This is a genomic window from Streptococcus moroccensis (assembly GCF_030812835.1).
Taxonomy (GTDB): domain Bacteria; phylum Bacillota; class Bacilli; order Lactobacillales; family Streptococcaceae; genus Streptococcus; species Streptococcus moroccensis.
Genome location: NZ_JAUSTM010000016.1, coordinates 17,923 through 37,535, shown reverse-complemented (window position 1 = coordinate 37,535; position 19,613 = coordinate 17,923). Strand labels below are relative to the sequence as shown.

Below are 19,613 nucleotides of genomic sequence, written 5' to 3'. Positions count from 1 at the left end.
TATATAATAGATAATAGAGCTATACAACAAAACAAAAAAGACTGAGATAGACTAGTACGATTACAAAGTAATCGTGTTAGTCTATCCCAGTTTCTTTAAGGTTGATCTCTTTTAAACAGATACTTTATAAAAAGTCACGATTCGACTAGACACTAAAATCCAGACCTAGAAGCTCTCTATCACTAATTGACAGGTCCTGAATGTGATTGTTAAAGCGTCTCAACTCTTTCTGTTACAAACTGATAGATGGCATCCACCTCAGCCGGATCGTCAAACACAAAGAAATAATTGACATCGCCTAGAAGTTCCGCAAAGGCACCCTTCATTTCTTTTCGGTCAATCATATGAGCACCATATTTATCTTTTATGTCCTGCTCACTATGGAGGTAGTCCGTATGCTTGCGTCTTGAGCAAACTAGAGAATATTGACTAAACTGTCGCTCTGGTAGACGTTCACCAACCACCATTGCAGCATAATCATGAAACAGATTAACACGATGCCCATGGTTATAAACATCCACTGTATACCCACCAGCTGCACGATTATTGTATTCAATGGCAACATAGGAGCCATCTTCATATCTGAAAAACTCAATATGGAAGAACCGTTCTTTCATATCAAAAGCTTTAACAGCGGCTTGACCATATTCACGAAGGACGGGATCGATTTCTTTTTCAGCATAATAGCCCATATCAAGCTGTTGTTCAACCATATCAAAAGGAGTATTATTGTAGGTTAAACTGGTTTCATAAATGATATTGCCATCAATATCAACAAGACCATCGTAAGTACAGACCACTGCCTTGTCAACAAAGGCTTCTAGGAAATAAGGGGTTACACCATCCCAGGCTTCTTTAAAGGCCTGAACCGAGGCATCATCAGTTAATTTGAAGACGCCAGACGCTCCAACTCCACTATCAGGCTTTGCAATTAAAGGAAGACCAATTTTGTTGATAATTTTATCGACATCATCAAGCTCTTCAGCAACTTTCCCTGGAACAACTGGAACACCTGCTTTTTTGAAGTATTTCTTCATTTTGGACTTAAATTTGGTCTTTTTGAGGTGCTTGTAACGCATGCCAAAGACATTGAACTGCTCACGAAGCGCAGCATCATGCTCTAACCAGTGTTCATTCTGAGACTCGATCCGATCAAATGGTCCGTGTTTGTAAAAGAGAAAAGCTGCTGCACGCTTCACTTCATCTAAGTTTTCCAAATCTTCCACTCGAAAATACTCAGTAATGGCAGCTTGTAAGCCTTGGCCTAGCTGTTCATAGGGCTCTTGGCCAATGGCTAAGACAGTCACCCCTTTTTTTGACAACTCGATTGAAAACTGTTGAAAATTCTCCGGATAATAAGGAGATAGGACTAAATAATTCATAAAAACCTCCTAAAAGCCCAAAGCAGTTAAAAAATAAGGCATCTGCACGCGCCACCATTCCCAATCATGGGCGACATCTTCACCCCATTCGTCAAACCAAGCAGGGATATTTTTCTCTTGAAAGGCCTGTTTCAATTGGTAATAAGACGGCAACCCATCTTGTTCCCAAGCGCCGAGACCCGTGCAAACAATAATATCCGACTGGCGGTAACGGTCGATAAACCAGCCATCGTTTTGCTCCCAGATATAGTCAGAAGGCGAATTATAGTAAACTGCCTGATCGTCACCAAAGTCACCGCCAAAGAAGCGGGCATCGTAAACACCAGACAAGGCTATCACCTTGTTAAAAACATCTGGATGTTGTAGGAAAAAATTGAGCGCGTGATAAGCTCCCATCGAGCAACCTGTGGTCATCAGGGGATCAAACCAACCCGTCTTATGCTTGATAAAGGGAATGGCTTCTGAAATGACATAACGATCATAGGCCTGATGCGCTAAGGCTTTATCATGCATAGACTTGCCATCAGCCAACCAGCTTTCAGCGTCAATTGAGCTCAAGGTAAAGAATTGGATTCTGCCCGCTTCGATAAAACTCTGACAAGCTTCAATCATACCAAAGTCAGCATACTCGTTGTGTGTGCCTCCAGATGATGGAAAAACCACTACTGGCATCCCATCATGACCGTACCGATTCAGAGCCATCTCTCGACCGAGTTGTCCTGACCAATGACTTAGCGCTTCAAAATGCATCCTAATACCTCTAACTCTTAGTTTCTCCTTTTATTTTACCACAATTTTAGGGTTTTACAAACTATTATTTTCAGAAAATTCTTTCAATCGTTTTCATAGATAGTTCTGCATCCTTATATCAGGTTAAGAAGATGAAAACACTGTAGTCTAGTTACCTTTATTGTCTTTTTTGGTTTTATATTACTTGCTCAACAATGACTGACTACATGTCTCGCTCGAAATCAAGAATAAAGAGGCTGGATTATTGTCCATCCCCTTTTCTATATTTGACTACTCCCAATCTTCACTGATGTGCCTCAAGCATTCTGGAAGATAGGTTGCCCAGACATGTTCATGGTGCACTGCACCTACTACGACATTAAGTTTGATATGGTCAAGTGGTAAACCACCCTCTAATAATTGGCGATAATAGAGCAAGGATTCATCAATATACAGTTGCTTGATATTTCCTTGAGTTAATGTCTCATCAGTGTCGTCACCTTCATCAGTCCCCACTTGGATATAAACGCGTTGGTCTGGATCCAGTGTATGGCGTTTGACAAACCTGTCAAACTCTGTTCGATTAAGCCAGTTAGCGGAAGAAAAGACGCCTAAACCACCAATCTGGTCCTGATAGACAACACCCATGAATTGAGTAATATTCCCCCCTAAGGAGGAGCCTACCATAGCAGTATGCTTTCTGTCCGACTTGGTCCGATAAGTTTGGTCTATAAAGGGCTTGACCACCTGCATGACAAATTCCGCATACTCCATTCCCTTACCACCCATATTTTGATCCGCTTCATGATGAATGTTTGAGAACCGCCAGGGAGCATACTCATTCATCCGAGTTGGATGGTTGTCAATCCCGACGACAATCATCCTTGGAATGTCAGGATTTCGCTTGATGGTTGGGATCACCTTCCAAGAATAACCTGTATAAGCCTCCTTGCTATAAAAAACATTTTGCCCATCGTGCATATAGACAACAGGATAATGCCGCTCCTTATCACGGTCATAATCCTTAGGAAGAAGGACCCTTATTCGACGCTTTTCCCCTAAGTATGGCACATCAAGGTGATGCTCTTTCATCTCTAAATAATAATAATGCTTGTTCATCCCTCACCTCCAGACCATTTTCTTGATTATACACTAAAAACGCTATCATGAAAACCCAAAGAGTGATTTTTCATTTAAATATTCGGAAAAGATAACCACCTAGCCAAAACGACGAGGTGGTTATCCAGAAATCATCACGGTATTGTTAAAGCCATCAAAGACTTATTTAACTAATCTTACCCTGTTAAACCACTTCACCGTTTGAAGCAATGACTTGTTTGTACCAATCATAAGAATCTTTCTTAGATCGTTCAAGGGTACCGTTGCCCTCATTATCACGATCCACGTAAATGAAGCCATAGCGCTTCTTCATTTCACCGGTGGTGAAAGATACGCAGTCGATACATCCCCAAGGTGTGTAGCCCCAAAGTTCAACACCGTCTTCATTAACCGCTTTTTCCATTTCCTTGATATGGGCACCAAGATAGTCAATACGGTACTGGTCATGGACGGAACCGTCCTCTTCTTTGACGTCAATAGCTCCAAAGCCATTTTCAACGATAAAGAGTGGCAATTCATAACGCTCATAAAAAGCATTCAGCGCATAGCGAAGACCAACAGGGTCAATCGCCCAGCCCCAGTCTGATTCTTTGATGTGAGGGTTCTTCACGCTATATGGGTTAGAGGCTTCAATGGCACTTGAGACATCTGATTGGGCTTTTTGAGAATCCACAACGTTTGACATGTAATAGCTAAAGCCAATGTAGTCAACGGTTCCTTCAGCAAGGACTTTCTTATCTTCTTCCGTGATCGGAATCTGGAATCCTTTGCGTTCAAACATCTTAAGGGCATAAGCCGGATAGTGACCACGAACTTGAACATCACAGAAGAACCAACGGTCATGCATGGCCTGATTAGCTAGCAAGACATCTTCTGGACGGCAAGAATAAGGATAGATAGGCACCATGGCAATCATATTCCCAATCTTAAAGTCTGGGTTAATCTCTTTTCCCGCTTTAACAGCCAAAGCTGACGCCAAAAGGGTGTGGTGGCCACAGATATACATCGCTTCTTCTGGATTATCATAGTCGCCAAAATGAGCCCCTGAATTGGTCCAGCCAAAGATGTCATTTCGGAAGTTCATTTGGTTGTTGATTTCGTTAAAGGTCATCCAGTATTTGACTTTATCCTTGTAATGGCTAAAGACAACTTTTGCAAACTTGACGAATTGGTCAACGGTGTCGCGACTCATAAAGCCACCATTTTTCTTAGCCAGCTCGTAAGGCATTTCAAAGTGGGACAAGGTAATCACGGGCTCAATCCCATATTTCAAGAGTTCATCGAAAACAGCATCATAAAATGCCAAACCTTCTTGGTCTGGTTCTGTTTCAAAGCCTGTCGGGAAAATACGTGACCAAGCAATTGAGGTACGGAAGCATTTAAAGCCCATATCCCCAAACATGGCAATGTCTTCCTTGTAACGGTTATAAAAATCAATCCCGACATGGTTAGGGTAGTAATTCCCTTCAACGACACCATCCGTAATGACACGAGGGACACCGTGAGCCCCTGCTGTCATGACATCTGCGACACTGAGACCCTTAGAGGTCTCAAGAACACCACCTTCAAATTGATGAGCAGCTAGTGCACCACCCCATAAAAAATCCTTTGGAAACGTCATTTGGTTTTCTCCTTATCTGTAATTAAGTTTATCCTAACATTTATGCTTATCTCCTTCAAGCCCGCTTTTATATTTTGGAACAAGGTTTCACAATATAAAAGCTTAGCCTTCATTTTATTGAAACATCAGTTTACGATTAAGAAATCAAGGCGAGTAAAATGCCAGCCAAAAAACCACCAATCAGAGCTGCACTCAAGTTAAACAGGGTCTTTTTCCACCTTGCTCCTGTCAAGAGATGATAGGTCAAAATACCGACACCTGTTGCCAACCCCATATCGATTTGATGAGGGCCGTACTGAGCAATCCATGGACTAATTTGACCATGATTGAGGTACCACACGGGACCTATAATTACAAGTAAAGCCAAAAAACCACCTTTGACCTGCCATTTTCGAATAAGGCTACCCATCACGATCAGAATCAAAAAAGGTAACAGGCCACTGCCTAGCAGGGTCAATAAAATGCTCAATGTCTTGCCCACCCTTTCTTTCGCCATTTGTGATCAAGGGTAAAGGCTAGCCATCCCCCTAAAACAGCACCGACACTCACAATCAAGATTGTTAAGAGACTCCACTCGATGTCCTTTGGCCCTTTTTGCACGATATCTTTGGTCAGGATAGCAACTGCAATAGTAAGCCCCATATCAATGGGACTTCCTCCTTGACGAGTGGCAATCCACTCCCTATAATGGACCAAGTACCAAACTGGGCCCAGTACGAGGAATCCTGCCACAAAGCCGCTCCAAACACCAAACGGTCCACCAATAAGTGACCATAGTAAGGGGACCGTAAGGGCCGCAAAAAAATAGGCTGAAACACTTTTAAACCACTTCATCCCTTAACCTCCTGCGATTATCTTCCCTCAACTATTATTAAGCCATCAACAGGATTATGTTGAAACAACGTTCAAAACATAAAAAGTAATGATGACTTCGGTTAAAGGTCTGTTTTATGTTAAAGCTAACTGTACAATTTTTGATCTTGTCCAGTCGGTAATTTTAAAAATGGAATGAAAACAAGAAGTAACACGGAGACTATTGCTAAAAACCAACTCATCGCCGAATAGGAATAATGATCAAGAATGTGCCCAACAATATTTTGAGTCATAATGGATCCTAAACTTCTAACCGCTTGAACAAGAGATAAGGCAGTGATAAGGTATCTGGGCTGTATCAATGAACTAACTATTTTCATGTTGACCATGATAAAGAGCATGCCTGTCGTATGTTTTGCAAGAAGCGTCATGATCACTTTGGACGGAAGCCCTAAATCCAGGGCATAGATACCATACTGAAGGCATACTAGCAATGTTGCTATCATGAAAATTCTCTGGCTAGTCATCTGGTCCATGAATTTATAGGAGAATAATGTTAAGGGTGCCTCGCATAAAACAGAAATCGCCACAACAGTCGTTGCCAATCGAATCGATAACCCAGCGTCCTCCAGCATGGCTGGAATGTAGGTGTGCCCAGTGTTGGTCACTCCTGAAAAGACCATGGCAATCATGAGATAGCCTAGATAGGTCTTATTGGAAAAAAGCACCTGTCGCGCTGAAGAAGGGATGTCATAGTCGACCGTTTCTAGAGGAACTTCCTCAGAAACCTCTGTCCCCCAGATTCCTAATAAGGTCATTAACATGGCCAGAATAAAGCCTGCAAAGAGGGCTTTGGGAGAAATATAATCGTAAATAAGTCCAGATAACTGACTCCCTAGAGCAAAGCCAATAGTCCCCCAAATCCGAATCTTACCATAGGAAAAAGGGCTGCTCGTCGCAATCTTTTCCATGACAGGGACAGAGCCATTGACTAAAAGCAAAACCCAACTATAGGCAATGGCTATCCACCAGAAGTCCTTGACAACCAACATCGCTGCGCCACCAATAATACTCGACGATAGCAAGAGCCAGGTTACTTTTCGAATGCCTAACTGGTCATTTAACCAACCAATGAGTGGCTGACTGACCATGGAGGCAACAAAGGAAATTGATACGACAAGGGAAACTTGGCTCGCCTTAAACCCCAAATCCAACAAATAGACCGAAATGAGAGACGAGAACATGGCCCAGGAGAGATAGTAACTGAGGTACATTAAAAGATATGCCCAGTAAGAATTTTTAAGCGCTTTCATTTTTGACCTACTTTTTGTGAATTCATCTTATTTATGATACCATGAATTTAACCATAACTCTGTCAAAAAATTAATCTTGGAACACCGTTTACATCATTAACCTCCTTTGCGAGAACAAAGCCTTTAATGGGTTCCAACCTTACCTTATTTCACCATTTTTTAGAAAGGTCTTGCATGTTAATTACGGAAAAATTAGAAACCTATTCATTCTCACCTAGTGAACAATCTATCGTCTCCTTTTTACTAAAGAATCCAAATGTTATTAAGGATTTGACAACCGCTCAAATCGCTGATCAAACCTTCACGTCTAAATCCACCTTGGTCAGAGTGGCCCAAAAGCTCTCCTTTCAAGGTTGGAATGATTTTAAACAGGCTTTTTTAGCTGAAGTTGACTATCTCGACAAAACAGTCTCCTATGTAAATGCCAACTATCCTTTTGGACGATATGATGGGTTGACACGAATTGCCCACAAAATGGCCAAACTAAAGCAAGAAGTCATCACTGAAACGCTAGAGTTACTGGACTCAGCTATGCTTGAAAAGGTAACAAAGCTTTTAGACTGTGCAAAAACCATCCATCTCTTCGCCATTAGCAACAACGCCCTCTTAACCAAAGAATTTGCCTTGCAAATGGGACGAATCGGTAAAGACGTTCGCGTCCATGATTTGATTGGTGAAACAGTCTTTAATGCCTACTTTGCCGATAAGGATAGCTGTGCCATCATTGTTTCCTATTCAGGAGAGAACCGGACCTTAAATACGATTGCCAATCTCTTAAAGGAAAAAGATATTCCTATCATCCTCTTAACCAGCCTAGGTGAAAATAACCTAACGATCCTGACAGATAATATCTTGCGGTTATCGACGCGTGAAAAATTGTATTCTAAAATTAGTTCTTTTGCGACGGACGAATCCATCATATTCCTCTTAGATACTTTATACGCCTGTCTTTTTTCATTGGATTATGATGGTAATCGCCAAAAACGAATAACGGCTTCTCAATTATTAGAAGTCAATCGCACCTCAAATTCCTTTGTTTTAAGAGAATGAAAGGGCTTTAGTTTTCTTTTTAGCCATTTTAGTTTATAATATAAGTATATAAAATGTAAAGGGATATCGATATGAAAATAGATGATTTAAAAAAGAGTAATCGCGTTGAAGATCGACGTGGTCAGCGCTCTACCGGTGGTGGCTTTGGCCGTTCCTCTGGAGGAGGCGGAGGGTTAGGAACAGGTCTTCTGCTTCAACTCCTCCTTTCCTCAGGTAAAGGAAAATGGTTAATCCTTGGCTTACTTTTGTTAACCTTTATCGGAGGAGGTTCTAATCTGGGTAGCCTTGTCGGATTAGATACAGGTGGTTACTCCAATACTTATCAAGAGGCTGCGGAGTCAAGTAGCACAGATGTGACAGATGATGAAGCTGTTTTTCTGAGTAAGGTTTTTCAAAGCACTGAAGATTTCTGGACCGAAGAGTTTGCTAGCGAAGGCAGGAGGTACAACCCACCGACACTGGTTTTATACAGCGGTCGCACGAGTACTGCTTGTGGGTTAGGAGATGCGGCAACAGGGCCCTTCTACTGCCCTGGGGATAAGAAAGTTTATATCGATTTATCTTTTTACCGTGATTTAACAACCAAATATAATGCTGAGGGCGACTTTGCCATGGCCTATGTTATTGCCCATGAGGTTGGTCATCATGTCCAAAATGAACTTGGAACCATGAAAGAGTTTTCCCGTGCTCGGCAACAACTTTCTGAAAAAGAAGCCAATGCACTGACAGTTCGACTTGAACTTCAAGCAGATTATTATGCTGGAGCTTGGGCGAAATACGTCGGAGGTCAGGGGCTCCTAGAGCCTGGTGATATTGATGAAGCCATGGCTGCTGCCCATGCAGTCGGTGATGATACTCTCCAAGAACAGGCATATGGACGTGTTGTCCCAGATAGCTTTACACATGGAACTTCGGAGCAACGTCGTAAATGGTTTGATCGTGGCTACCAATATGGTGACCTCGCCCACGGAGATACTTTCAGTGGGGACATCTAAACTGCTATCGATAGGTGATCCATAAGAGATTGCCCACGCTACAATTAAAACGTGCAAAATAAGGACTTAGTTCTGATTCACTCAGAGCTAGGTCCTTTTTCATTTACTATTTTGAGAGAAAGGCACTGATAACATCAGCTTTTCTTTTCGTTTGCGATAAATCCTTTGAGCTGTTTCGTCACGATATAAGTCGTCGGGATCAAAATGGCCACACTACCAATCCAGGCTGCCGGATTGGCTGCTGCAACACCGGTAAAGCCAAAATAATGCAAGCCAATTAAGGCAACAACAACCCTCATGATTAACTCCATTATACCAGCGAGCGTTGGGGCAAAACTTTTTCCGAGGCCTTGGATGAAACCTCTTAAAACGAAAAGAATCGCTAAAATCCAGTAACATACCCCATTAATCACGTAATAACTAAATGCCATTTGGTAAATCGATTCCGATCCATTAGGTAGGAACAATGATGAGAAAAAGCGATTGCCCAAGAGAAGAATGACCACAAAAAGCAATGACCATATCACAGATAATGCAACTGTCTTTTTGACCCCATCGAAAATCCTTCGGTAGGCCTTGGCACCGTAGTTTTGGGCAGTAAAGGTTGAAATAGCCTGACCTAAATTAATCATTGGAAGCATCGCGAGTTGATCAGTACGACTGGCTATGGCTTGAGCAGCAATAGCCTCTGTTCCTAACTGGTTAAGCGCATACTGTAAGGTCATGGTCCCAATAGCAATAATTGAAGCTTGAAAGCCCATAGGAAGGCCTAATTGAAGGTGTTTTTGACATTCTTCCTTGGTAACCAGATGCCAATCATTTTTAGATAATTGTAGTAGAGGAACTTTTTTCTTGATGTGCCAGATTAGGAAGAGGACTGATAAAACCTGAGCAATTATGGTTGCAACCCCAGCGCCAAAAACGCCTAATTTAAAATTCAAGATAAAAACGAAGTCCAAAATAACGTTCAAAATGACAGCAACAATTAAGGCATAAAGGGGTGTTCGACTGTCCCCTAAGGCTCTGATACTATTAGATAAATAATTATATAATATGGTTGCTAAACTACCTCCAAAGATGGCCGTCAGAAATTGTTTTGACTGATCGATTAACTCAGGAGGTGTTTGCATGAGTTCTAATAGATTACCCAAAAAGGTAAGGGCGATGAGGGATAAAACTAATCCAATGGCAAGGGAAAGTGTCAAACCCGTAATAAATGATCGCTTAATATCCGTATTATCTTTAGCCCCATAGCGTTGGGCTAAAATAACGGAGAAACCACCTGTTAACCCTTGTGCAAAACCGAGAATGAAAAAGACAATACTGCCTGTTGCTCCCACAGCTGCAAAAGACTGTTCTCCCAGGGTATGACCGACAATCATACTGTCTGCGAAGTTATAAAATAATTGAAAAATACTCCCTACAACAAGAGGAATGGTAAATAAGAGAATGACCTTAATCGGCTTCCCCTTGGTTAAATCATGCATGTCTATCTCCTAAATCCTATTAAATCTTTGATTGCATGAACCAGAATACCCTAAATAGATAGGGATGTCAATACTGAAATACTAATAGAAATGCTAGAAGACGTTTTCTGTCTTCCAGCACTTCAGTTTATAGGAGGGGCTTCAGTTTATCGTAATGAAAACTATCTATTTAATCAACACGTAGTCTAATCCAACTAACTTAGCCCAAGTGATGATTTGATCACTGGTTAAGTTAAGAGAAACAACTGTATGGTGACCACCACCAGCTTCGATCCAAGCTTTAATGCCGTCTTGGAAGTTGGGTTTAACTTCCCAAAGCACACGCGCTACTGGGAGATTTGGTGCTTCAACAGTCGGTTCAAAGGCTGTCACTTCGTTGATCAAGAGTTTAAACTCAGAACCAAAGTCAGCCATTGACACAACGACACCGTCACCCGCTTTACCATCAAAGACTAGGCGGGCTGGATCTGCTTTGCCCCCAATACCAAGTGGTGATACTAGGATTTTTGGCTTGTTTTTCGCAAGGCTTGGATCTACTTCAAGCATGTGTGATTGCAAGATTGCTTCTTTACCAAGACCCATTTCATAAGTGTAATCTTCCATGAAACCAGTGTTTTGGTTGTGAGACATAATCTTCATGAAGCGATCGAGAGCCGCTGTTTTCCAGTCACCTTCACCAGCAAAACCATAGCCCGCAGCCATCAAACGTTGTACTGCAAGACCTGGCAATTGTTCCAAACCGTGGAGGTCTTGGAAGTTGCTCGAAAAGGCTGTGTAGCCACCTTCATCTAAGAAACGTTTCAAGGCAATTTCATATTTCGCCTGTTCCTTAACATGGTGTTCCCAAGTTTCTTTGTCATAATCTGCATAGTCAAAGTCGTACAAGTCTGCATAAGTTGCAAATAAGTCATTCACTTCTTCATCCGTCACAGCATTGACAACCTCAACCAAATCACCGACTGCATAGTAGTCTACTGTCCAACCAAATTTGATTTGAGCTTCGACTTTGTCACCATCTGTTACAGCCACATCACGCATGTTGTCGCCAAAGCGGGCCACCTTGATGTTAAAGCCTTCATTGTAAGCAACTGCAACATCCATCCAGGCACCGATGTCTTTTTGGACAGACTCATTTTGCCAATAACCAACGATAATTTTGTTGTTTTTCTTGAGGCGTGCGTTGATGAAACCATATTCACGGTCACCGTGAGCAGCCTGGTTCAAGTTCATGAAGTCCATATCGATGGTTGCCCATGGAATAGACTCATTGTATTGGGTCGCCAAGTGAAGCAATGGTTTGTGGAGAAGGTTCGTTCCACGGATCCACATTTTTGCTGGTGAGAAGGTATGCATCCAAGTGATGACACCCGCTACTTCATCCCGGTAGTTTACTTCCTTCATGAGCTTAGTGATCACATCTGCTGAAACGGCTAATTCTTCTTGGAATTCAACAGGATAAGGCAAATGACCTGACTTGTTAAGTACATCAGCCATTTCACGACCGTGTTTGCGTACTTCTTCTAGCGCATCTTCGCCATAAAGATGTTGGGAACCGATGACAAACCAAAAAACTTTATTATCTGACATGTTGTATTTCTCCTTTTTGAGATGATTCTTATTTTTTGTTTACGATTATTTTTGACCATAGTAAGCATTCTTACCATGCTTACGGAGGTAGTGTTTATCTAAAACATATTGTGGCAATTCAGGGGCAAATGGATTAAGCATGCGGGTATAGAAGTTCATTTTGCACACTTCTTCTAGGACAACAGCATGCATGACAGCGTCAGCTGCATCTTTCCCCCAAGTAAAGGGACCATGACCTTGTAGCAAGATACCAGGTATAGCCACCGGATCAAGACCGCGTTTTTCAAAGGTCTCAACGATGACATTGCCAGTTTCATGCTCATAACCAGCATCTAACTCTTCCTTGCTTAAAAAGCGGGCGCAAGGTACCGTGCCATAAAAGGTATCGGCGTGAGTTGTTCCCATGGCAGGAACATCCTGACCAGATTGGGCCCAGCTAGCTGCCCACGGTGAGTGAGTATGGACGATACCGCCAATGCTGTCGTAGGTTTTATATAAGACTGCGTGCGTTGGCATGTCAGAGGATGGGCGTAAATCGCCTTCAACGACATTTCCGTCAAAATCACAAACCACCATATCATCGGCAGTCATAATGTCATAGTCAACACCAGATGGCTTGATGACAAACAATCCTGATTCACGATCGACGGCGCTGACATTTCCCCAAGTATACTTAATCAAGTCTCGCTTAGGTAATTCAAGATTAGCCTGAAATACGGCTTCTTTTAATGCTTCTAACATGATTCCTCCTATTTGATCAGGTCAACAGCTAATTTTTCCAGCTCTAAACCTGGCTGGTAACGCTCCATAAATTGCTTGAAGCCGTCAATATCATCTGCTTCTGGAGCGATTGTTTCTGTTGCGGCTGTCGCAAATACTTTCGTTTCCAAATACTCTGCCAACGAAAGGTCTGAGTGGTTGAGGTAATCGGCCAAGAGAGCAATTCCCCACGCTCCCCCTTCTCCAGCTGTTTCCATGACAGAAACCGGTGTTTCAATAGCTGAAGCCAAGAGGCGTTGAGCCACTTCTGGGGTTTTAAAGATACCGCCATGGCCTAAAATACGGTCAATATGGATTTTTTCTTCTTGGGTTAAGATATCCATCCCTAAGGACAGGGTCGCAAAGGCTGATAGGATATGGCTGCGCATGAGGTTGGCCACTGTCAACCGACTTTCTGGTGTGCGGACTAACATCGGACGTCCTTCATCGATAGCTGTAATGCTTTCTCCTGAATAGTAACCGATGCTCAAGAGTTGACCACAATCTTTTTCACCTTTTAATGCTTCTTTAAAGAGCAATTGATAAGTGGAATCCATAGACAAGTCTTGGCCTGCTAATCGGCTAAATTCATGGAACAGTTTCACCCAGGCGTTGATATCTGAACTACAGTTATTGGCGTGAACCATTGCGACAGTATCGCCAACTGGCGTTGTTACCACATCGATTTCAGGGTAGCGATTTTTGAGGTCATCTTCCAAGACAATCATGGCAAAGATAGAGGTTCCAGCGGAAACATTCCCTGTTCGAGGAGCAATACTGTTGGTGGCAACCATACCAGTTCCAGCATCGCCTTCTGGAGGGCAAAGTGGAATACCAGCTTCTAAGAGACCAGAAGGATCAAGAAGCTTGGCACCTTTTTCAGTTAGTTTGCCAGCTGCTTGACCCGCACTTAAAACAGTTGGTAAGACTTGTTCAAGGGTCCATGGGAAATCTTTAGGTGCGATTAAATCATTAAAGCTTTGAACATAGTCCTGCCGATAGTCAGCGGTCTTTGGATCAATCGGGAACATGCCTGACGCATCCCCAACACCCAATACCTTCTCACCAGTTAACTGCCAGTGAACGTAGCCCGCAAGTGTTGTGAAGAAAGTGAGGTCTGGCAGGTGTTTTTCGTCATTTAAGATAGCCTGATAAAGATGGGCAATGCTCCAGCGTTCTGGAATATTGAATTCAAGACGCTCACTTAGAGCCTCAGCTGCCTGTCCAGTCATGGTATTGCGCCAAGTACGAAACGGCACCAACAACTGATCATCTTTGTCAAACGCCATATACCCATGCATCATGGCGCTAATACCAAGGCTACCAAAAGTAGTCAATGGTGTTTCAAATTTTTCCTGAACATCCGCCACTAAGTTTACATAAGCATCCTGAATGCCAGTCCAAATGGCATCTAGGTCATAGGTCCAAACCCCATCGACCAACTGGTTTTCCCATTCATGGCTACCAGAAGCAATCGGTAATTGACGACTATCAATCAACACAGCCTTAATCCGCGTTGATCCAAATTCAATCCCAAGAGCTGTCCGACCATTAAGGATGTCTTGTTTTTCTTGAAGCATGATAACCTCCTGTAATCGTTTTCTAAGATACTTTTATTTTACCAGATGTGTCCAGACATGTAAAGAGATAACTCGATAAATGTATGGACATTTTAGAGTTATCTCTTTTTCATTATAAGCTGTCTAGATAAGCAACATCTTCTGGCTCTATAGTAAAGTCAACTTGGCCATTTTGAAGGATGTAATCCTCATGGACAGATTTTGGCAATGGGAGAATATTTTTTTCCAAAAGGTAACGGATACAGATTTGAGGGATTGATTTGCCATATTTATCAGCCATCTTCTGAATCCCTTCATCACCGAGTAAACGCCCTGTCGCAATCGGTGAATACCCTTCTACCAAAATATTGTGTTTTTCACAAAAAGCGAGCACTTCTGGATTAGTATTTCCGATATGGTAAATGATCTGGTTGACCATCGGTGTAATACGCGCTTTTTCAAGCAGATGTTCCAAATCGTCAACGCTAAAGTTAGACACACCAATAGCACGGAGTTTTCCTGCTTCATAGGCATCTTCTAAAGCGCGCCACATTTCTGCATTTTCGTCATAATAGTGGTTAACGATAGGACGTTCATGCATTTCACTCCAAGGACGAGGAGCATGAATCAACATGAGGTCAATGTAATCCACCCCAAGTTGCTCTAAACTCTCTTCAATGGCACGAACAGACTCCTCATAGGATTTCCATTCTGCAGGGATTTTCGACGTGATAAAGACGTCTTTGCGGTCCAAACCGCTATCTTTAACACCACGCCCCACTTCTTCTTGGTTACCGTAGACGTAAGCGGTATCCACATGGTAATAGCCATTTTCAAGGGCAAACTTAGTGGCACGATAAGCATCATTAGGTGCAGATTGCCAAGTTCCAAGGCCCACTTTGTGGATTTCCACCCCGTTTGCTAAGGTAAAGGTCTCTTTTAAAATAGACATGAGGTCTCCTTTTCATTATTGTTCGAGCTGTACGGTTACAACAGACATCGGTGGCACGGTTAAGTTCACAGTCCCATCTGTTGTTGATACTCCCTCAAAGGATTTGATGGTAATGGTTTCTGGGTGATCAAAATCGTTATGCGCATCCATCGTATCTGCCGTAATATAGCGTGCATCCACTACTTTGCCAGAGCATGCCCCTGTAAAGTCTAAGGATTTCGATTCCTCTAATGAGTAGTTACATACAGAAATAGAAACAAGACCATCTTTTTTAGATACCGTGTAGGAAACAGTGTCGTCGCTTTCCCCATATGATGAAACCAGCTCAGCATCTTGATGGACTTTATAAAGATCAAAGACATGATAACTTGGGGTTTTCACCATTTGATCCCCTTCTGTCAGGATCATGGATTGCAAAACGTTAACGGTTTGAGCAATGTTAGCCATGTGAACACGCTCAGCATGTTTATGGAAAATATTAAGGGTCACTGCTGCTACCATAGCATCACGGATCGTGTTTTGCTGGTAAAGGAAACCTGGATTGGTTCCTGGTTCAACCGCCAACCATGAGCCCCACTCATCGACAATAAGCCCAACCCGTTTTTCAGGATCGTATTTGTCCATGATAGTGCTGTGTTTGGTAATGAGCTCATCCATCTTTTGAGCACTCTTGATGAGAGACCACCAGTGTTCTTCTTTGAAGCCAGTAGCAGGGCCTTTATCCAGCCATTCACCAGTCAAGGCATAGTGGTGTAAGCTGATGCCATCCATAAAGGGTGCAGCGATTTGCATGACCTTATCCATCCAGTTATAGTCATCAATATTTGGCCCACAAGCAATTTTGTAAATCTTTTCAGTGCCATATTGGCGAACATAAGTCTGATAGCGTCTGTACTCATCCGCATAATACTCAGGTCGCATGTTTCCGCCACAGCCCCAGCTTTCGTTACCCACACCAAAGAACTTAACAGACCACGGTTCTTCTTGGCCATTTTCACGGCGAAGGTTGGCCATAGGAGACTCACCTCCCATGGTCATGTATTCAACCCATTCTTGCATTTCTTGAACAGTGCCACTACCAACGTTACCGTTGACATAAACCTCACAGCCGAGTTGCTTGGTTAGTTCAAAAAATTCATGAGTCCCAAAATGGTTATTTTCTGTGACACCACCCCAGTGGGTGTTGACGATTTTTTTACGATTTTCTTTAGGGCCAATACCGTCTTTCCAGTGGTATTCGTCTGCAAAACAGCCACCCGGCCATCTAAGGACTGGAATTTGAATGTTTTTCAGGGCTTCAACGACATCAATGCGCATGCCATTAACATTAGGAATGGATGAGTCTTCGCCCACATAGAGGCCTTCGTAGATACAGCGGCCAAGATGCTCCGCGAAATGACCGTAGATGTATTTTGAAATTTTTGGACCCTGTTGTTCGGTCAATGTTACTTTCATGTTTGCTCCTTTTTAAACGTCAAATTAGATAATTCTCTTTAGCTAATAATGACTAAATATGTTATTTAATCGCTAAGCGAATCACATTCCAAGACAATGGCTCTAATTGTAGGGCAACACTATCTTCTGATAGCTCATAACGATCTGAGTCAACAGGCTTGACATCGTTTGATGCTAGTGTGTTGACTGCCTTAATATCATGTCCTGCAATTTGAGTAAAGGCAGTAACACCTGTCACATCAAGGCCAAGGCTGTCGATGGTAAAGGCCATTTCCTCTCTTGAGCGGTTAACCGCAAAGACAGTAACTTCTGTTTCATCTTCGTTGAGGACTGCAATAGATTCCAGATAAGGAATAGCCTCGTAGTTACCAGCACTATAAGACTCCGTTTGGATGAGTGGTGTCAACACGGTACCGCGTCCATATTTAGCAGCCTGCATGAACGGGTAGAAAATGGTCTGACGCCATGCTGGGCTTTCATTATCGTTTTCTTGCGTAAAGATAGGCGCGATAACATTAACCAACTGAGCCAAACAAGCGATTTTAATGCGATCAGCGTGTTTTAGTAATGTGATTAACAGTGTCCCCAAAACAAGTGTGTCTTCAAAGTTATAATGATCTTCCAACTGTGGTGGGGCAATCAACCAAGGCTTGATGGTCTTGTCAAACTCATTAGAGTGGTACCAAATATTCCATTCGTCAAAGGAAAGGTTCATTTGTTTTTGACTATGTTTTTTAGCTTTGATGGCATCACACATAGCAGTTACACCCTTAATAAACGCATCCATATCAAGAGAGCAAGCCAAGTACTCTTCTAAGTTGTTGGCATGGTTGCCGTAATATTGGTGAAGGGAAAGGTAATCCACATAGTCATAAGTATGGTCTAAAACAGTTAATTCCCAGTCTCCAAAGGTTGGCATTTGGCTATTTGAACTACCACAAGCGACAAGCTCAATGGAATCATCCACCAACTTCATTGCTTTGGCTGTCTCACTCGCTGCACGCCCGTACTCTTCAGCTGTTTTATGCCCAATTTGCCATGGACCATCCATCTCATTCCCGATACACCAGGTTTTAATGGCAAAGGGTTCCTGACGGCCATTGGCAATGCGTCGGTCACTCCACTCTGTCCCACTTGGGAAATTACAGTATTCGACGAGTTGTCTAGCTTCATCTATCCCGCGCGTTCCCATGTTGACCGCCATATTGACCTCTGCTCCGACTTCTTCCGCCCAATCAAAGAATTCATGGATGCCGACTTCGTTGGTCTCGATCGCCCGCCAAGCTAAATCTGTACGTCTAGGACGCTTATCTTTAGGGCCAACACCGTCTTCCCAGTTATAACCAGATAAGAAGTTCCCGCCTGGATAACGGACCAGGGTAACTCCTAATTCTTTGACCAATTCCTTAACGTCGTTCCGGAAACCATTGGCATCACTCGACGCGTGATCTGGTTGGTAAATCCCTCCATAAACCGCACGTCCCATGTGCTCAATAAAGGAGCCATAAATCCGTTTATCCACTTGTGAGATTTGCATGTCTTTCACAAGTTTTAAAGATGCTTTTTGCATATCTGTTCCTTTCCTTATGTTAATCGTTTTTTTCCGATGACAGCAAAACCGTCGGCATTCAGACCAGCCAAGCATGGTGTCATCACACCATTTTCTAACTCCTGCCAGAAAAGAAGGCTGTACCCTTCCCAGAGATATTCATTGTCTGTAACAGCTGTCAAATCCTGTTCCTTCAGTGAAACCAACTCACTTTGTTTCAAGTCACTGTCAGCTGCAAATCGGATAATGTCCCATTCTCCTAGTAAATCATTAACGGATTGCGGTTGACCGCCATCATAAAGGAGCGGCGAAATAACAGGCCAACCATTGGACAACCATTTCAATTCCCTGACATTTAAGAAAAATTGATCCGAAAAAGTTTTCCGTCTAGCATGATGGACAACAAACAATCGGCCATCAGAACGTTTTAAAATGGAATTGTGGCCTGGTGCATAGACTGGTAATTCATCCTCAAACTGGAAACTACCCAAGAGTTTCACCCCATTTAAGAGCGGATCAATCTCTAAATCATTGATGTCTTGTCCCTTTATGTCCACATAAGGGCCATCGACATTGCGAGAGCGTGCCACACGAATATGATAGGTATTGCTCAAGGAATCATAAGAGCTAAAGAGATAGAAATAATCCGTTTCTGGATGGTAGTAAACAAAGCAACCTTCTATGGCTGTATCCACACTCTTAGGTCGCGCTGCGATTCGTTTGCCAAATCCCTCTTGACTTGGTTTTCCGGTTTTTTTATCGATCGGTAAAATGTAAATCCCACCGAAGAAAGACCCATAAACCATCCACTGCTCACCGTCGCGATCTGTTACGATATTGGCATCAATAGCGTTATGCGTACAGAGGTCAGGACTTGTCTTGACAACAAGACCCTGATCTACAAAAGGTCCTGTAGGTGACGTTGCCGTAGCAAGCCCTATGTAAGAAGTTGTACTGCCAAAGGTCGACGCCGAATAATACATGCGATATTCCCCTTGGTAGTTGATGATTTCTGGAGCCCATAACCCGACAGCCTTACTCCAGGATTTGGCATCCTCTGGCACACCATCTAGCGCACTGCTATCGAACTTCCAATAGACCAGATCCGAAGATTTACGAATAGGAACCCCTGATGTTTCTGGCTGTCTCGTATCTGTGGAATACAGATAAAAAACACCATCTGCTTCAATAATTGTCGGGTCATGAACACCGAATTCCAGTTGACTTTCTCTCAATTCAGCCT

At 42.7% G+C, this 19,613-nt stretch carries 17 protein-coding genes; 2 read left to right on the top strand and 15 right to left on the bottom strand.

What is annotated here, in order from left to right; genetic code table 11:
• Positions 1-209: 209 nt before the first annotated feature.
• From J2S23_RS08155 to J2S23_RS08125, 7 genes are all read right to left on the bottom strand, one after another.
• Positions 210-1,382 carry an ATP-grasp domain-containing protein gene (locus tag J2S23_RS08155; protein WP_307122225.1) on the bottom strand — a complete coding sequence of 391 codons (1,173 nt, stop codon included), beginning with the start codon at positions 1,380-1,382 and terminating at the stop codon, positions 210-212.
• A gap of 9 nt (positions 1,383-1,391) precedes the next feature.
• A complete protein-coding gene (locus J2S23_RS08150) occupies positions 1,392-2,132 on the bottom strand; it encodes an esterase family protein (RefSeq protein ID WP_307122224.1) in 741 nt (246 codons plus the stop codon).
• A gap of 270 nt (positions 2,133-2,402) precedes the next feature.
• Complete coding sequence (locus J2S23_RS08145) at positions 2,403-3,230, bottom strand: alpha/beta hydrolase (RefSeq protein ID WP_307122223.1); 828 nt, start codon at positions 3,228-3,230, stop codon at positions 2,403-2,405.
• A gap of 184 nt (positions 3,231-3,414) precedes the next feature.
• Positions 3,415-4,851 carry a 6-phospho-beta-glucosidase gene (locus J2S23_RS08140; RefSeq protein WP_307122222.1) on the bottom strand — a complete coding sequence of 479 codons (1,437 nt, stop codon included), beginning with the start codon at positions 4,849-4,851 and terminating at the stop codon, positions 3,415-3,417.
• A gap of 136 nt (positions 4,852-4,987) precedes the next feature.
• A complete protein-coding gene (locus J2S23_RS08135) occupies positions 4,988-5,332 on the bottom strand; it encodes a Lin0368 family putative glycerol transporter subunit (RefSeq protein WP_307122221.1) in 345 nt (114 codons plus the stop codon).
• On the bottom strand, positions 5,317-5,685 hold the full coding sequence (locus J2S23_RS08130) for a Lin0368 family putative glycerol transporter subunit (RefSeq protein WP_307122220.1): 369 nt from the start codon (positions 5,683-5,685) through the stop codon (positions 5,317-5,319). The genes J2S23_RS08135 and J2S23_RS08130 overlap by 16 nt, the downstream gene beginning before the upstream one ends.
• 125 nt (positions 5,686-5,810) lie before the next feature.
• On the bottom strand, positions 5,811-6,977 hold the full coding sequence (locus tag J2S23_RS08125; protein ID WP_307122219.1) for an MFS transporter: 1,167 nt from the start codon (positions 6,975-6,977) through the stop codon (positions 5,811-5,813).
• Between the two features lie 174 nt (positions 6,978-7,151).
• Here J2S23_RS08125 and J2S23_RS08120 point away from each other — a divergent pair, with 174 nt between their 5' ends.
• Both J2S23_RS08120 and ypfJ read left to right on the top strand, forming a co-directional pair.
• A complete protein-coding gene (locus tag J2S23_RS08120; protein WP_307122218.1) occupies positions 7,152-8,027 on the top strand; it encodes a MurR/RpiR family transcriptional regulator in 876 nt (291 codons plus the stop codon).
• A gap of 71 nt (positions 8,028-8,098) precedes the next feature.
• Positions 8,099-9,022 (top strand): KPN_02809 family neutral zinc metallopeptidase, encoded by a 924-nt coding sequence (gene ypfJ / locus J2S23_RS08115; RefSeq protein ID WP_307122217.1) that lies wholly within the window; start codon positions 8,099-8,101, stop codon positions 9,020-9,022.
• Between the two features lie 134 nt (positions 9,023-9,156).
• On the opposite strand, the gene J2S23_RS08110 is transcribed toward ypfJ, so the two are convergent.
• The 8 genes from J2S23_RS08110 to J2S23_RS08075 form a co-directional block, all read right to left on the bottom strand.
• Positions 9,157-10,509, bottom strand: coding sequence for an MATE family efflux transporter (locus tag J2S23_RS08110; protein ID WP_307122216.1), 1,353 nt, complete (start codon positions 10,507-10,509; stop codon positions 9,157-9,159).
• Between the two features lie 165 nt (positions 10,510-10,674).
• Positions 10,675-12,096 (bottom strand): L-arabinose isomerase, encoded by a 1,422-nt coding sequence (araA, locus tag J2S23_RS08105; protein WP_307122215.1) that lies wholly within the window; start codon positions 12,094-12,096, stop codon positions 10,675-10,677.
• Between the two features lie 45 nt (positions 12,097-12,141).
• A complete protein-coding gene (locus J2S23_RS08100) occupies positions 12,142-12,837 on the bottom strand; it encodes an L-ribulose-5-phosphate 4-epimerase (protein ID WP_307122214.1) in 696 nt (231 codons plus the stop codon).
• An 8-nt stretch (positions 12,838-12,845) separates the two neighbouring features.
• Positions 12,846-14,435: a xylulokinase gene (locus tag J2S23_RS08095; RefSeq protein ID WP_370868706.1), complete on the bottom strand. Its 1,590-nt coding sequence runs from the start codon at positions 14,433-14,435 to the stop codon at positions 12,846-12,848.
• Positions 14,436-14,547: 112 nt separating this feature from the next.
• On the bottom strand, positions 14,548-15,366 hold the full coding sequence (locus J2S23_RS08090; protein ID WP_307122213.1) for an aldo/keto reductase: 819 nt from the start codon (positions 15,364-15,366) through the stop codon (positions 14,548-14,550).
• A gap of 15 nt (positions 15,367-15,381) precedes the next feature.
• Positions 15,382-16,821 carry an alpha-N-arabinofuranosidase gene (locus J2S23_RS08085; RefSeq protein WP_307122212.1) on the bottom strand — a complete coding sequence of 480 codons (1,440 nt, stop codon included), beginning with the start codon at positions 16,819-16,821 and terminating at the stop codon, positions 15,382-15,384.
• A gap of 61 nt (positions 16,822-16,882) precedes the next feature.
• On the bottom strand, positions 16,883-18,391 hold the full coding sequence (gene arfA, locus J2S23_RS08080; RefSeq protein ID WP_307122211.1) for an arabinosylfuranosidase ArfA: 1,509 nt from the start codon (positions 18,389-18,391) through the stop codon (positions 16,883-16,885).
• 14 nt (positions 18,392-18,405) lie between these two features.
• A complete protein-coding gene (locus J2S23_RS08075; RefSeq protein ID WP_307122210.1) occupies positions 18,406-19,605 on the bottom strand; it encodes an arabinan endo-1,5-alpha-L-arabinosidase in 1,200 nt (399 codons plus the stop codon).
• Between the last annotated feature and the right edge of the window lie 8 nt (positions 19,606-19,613).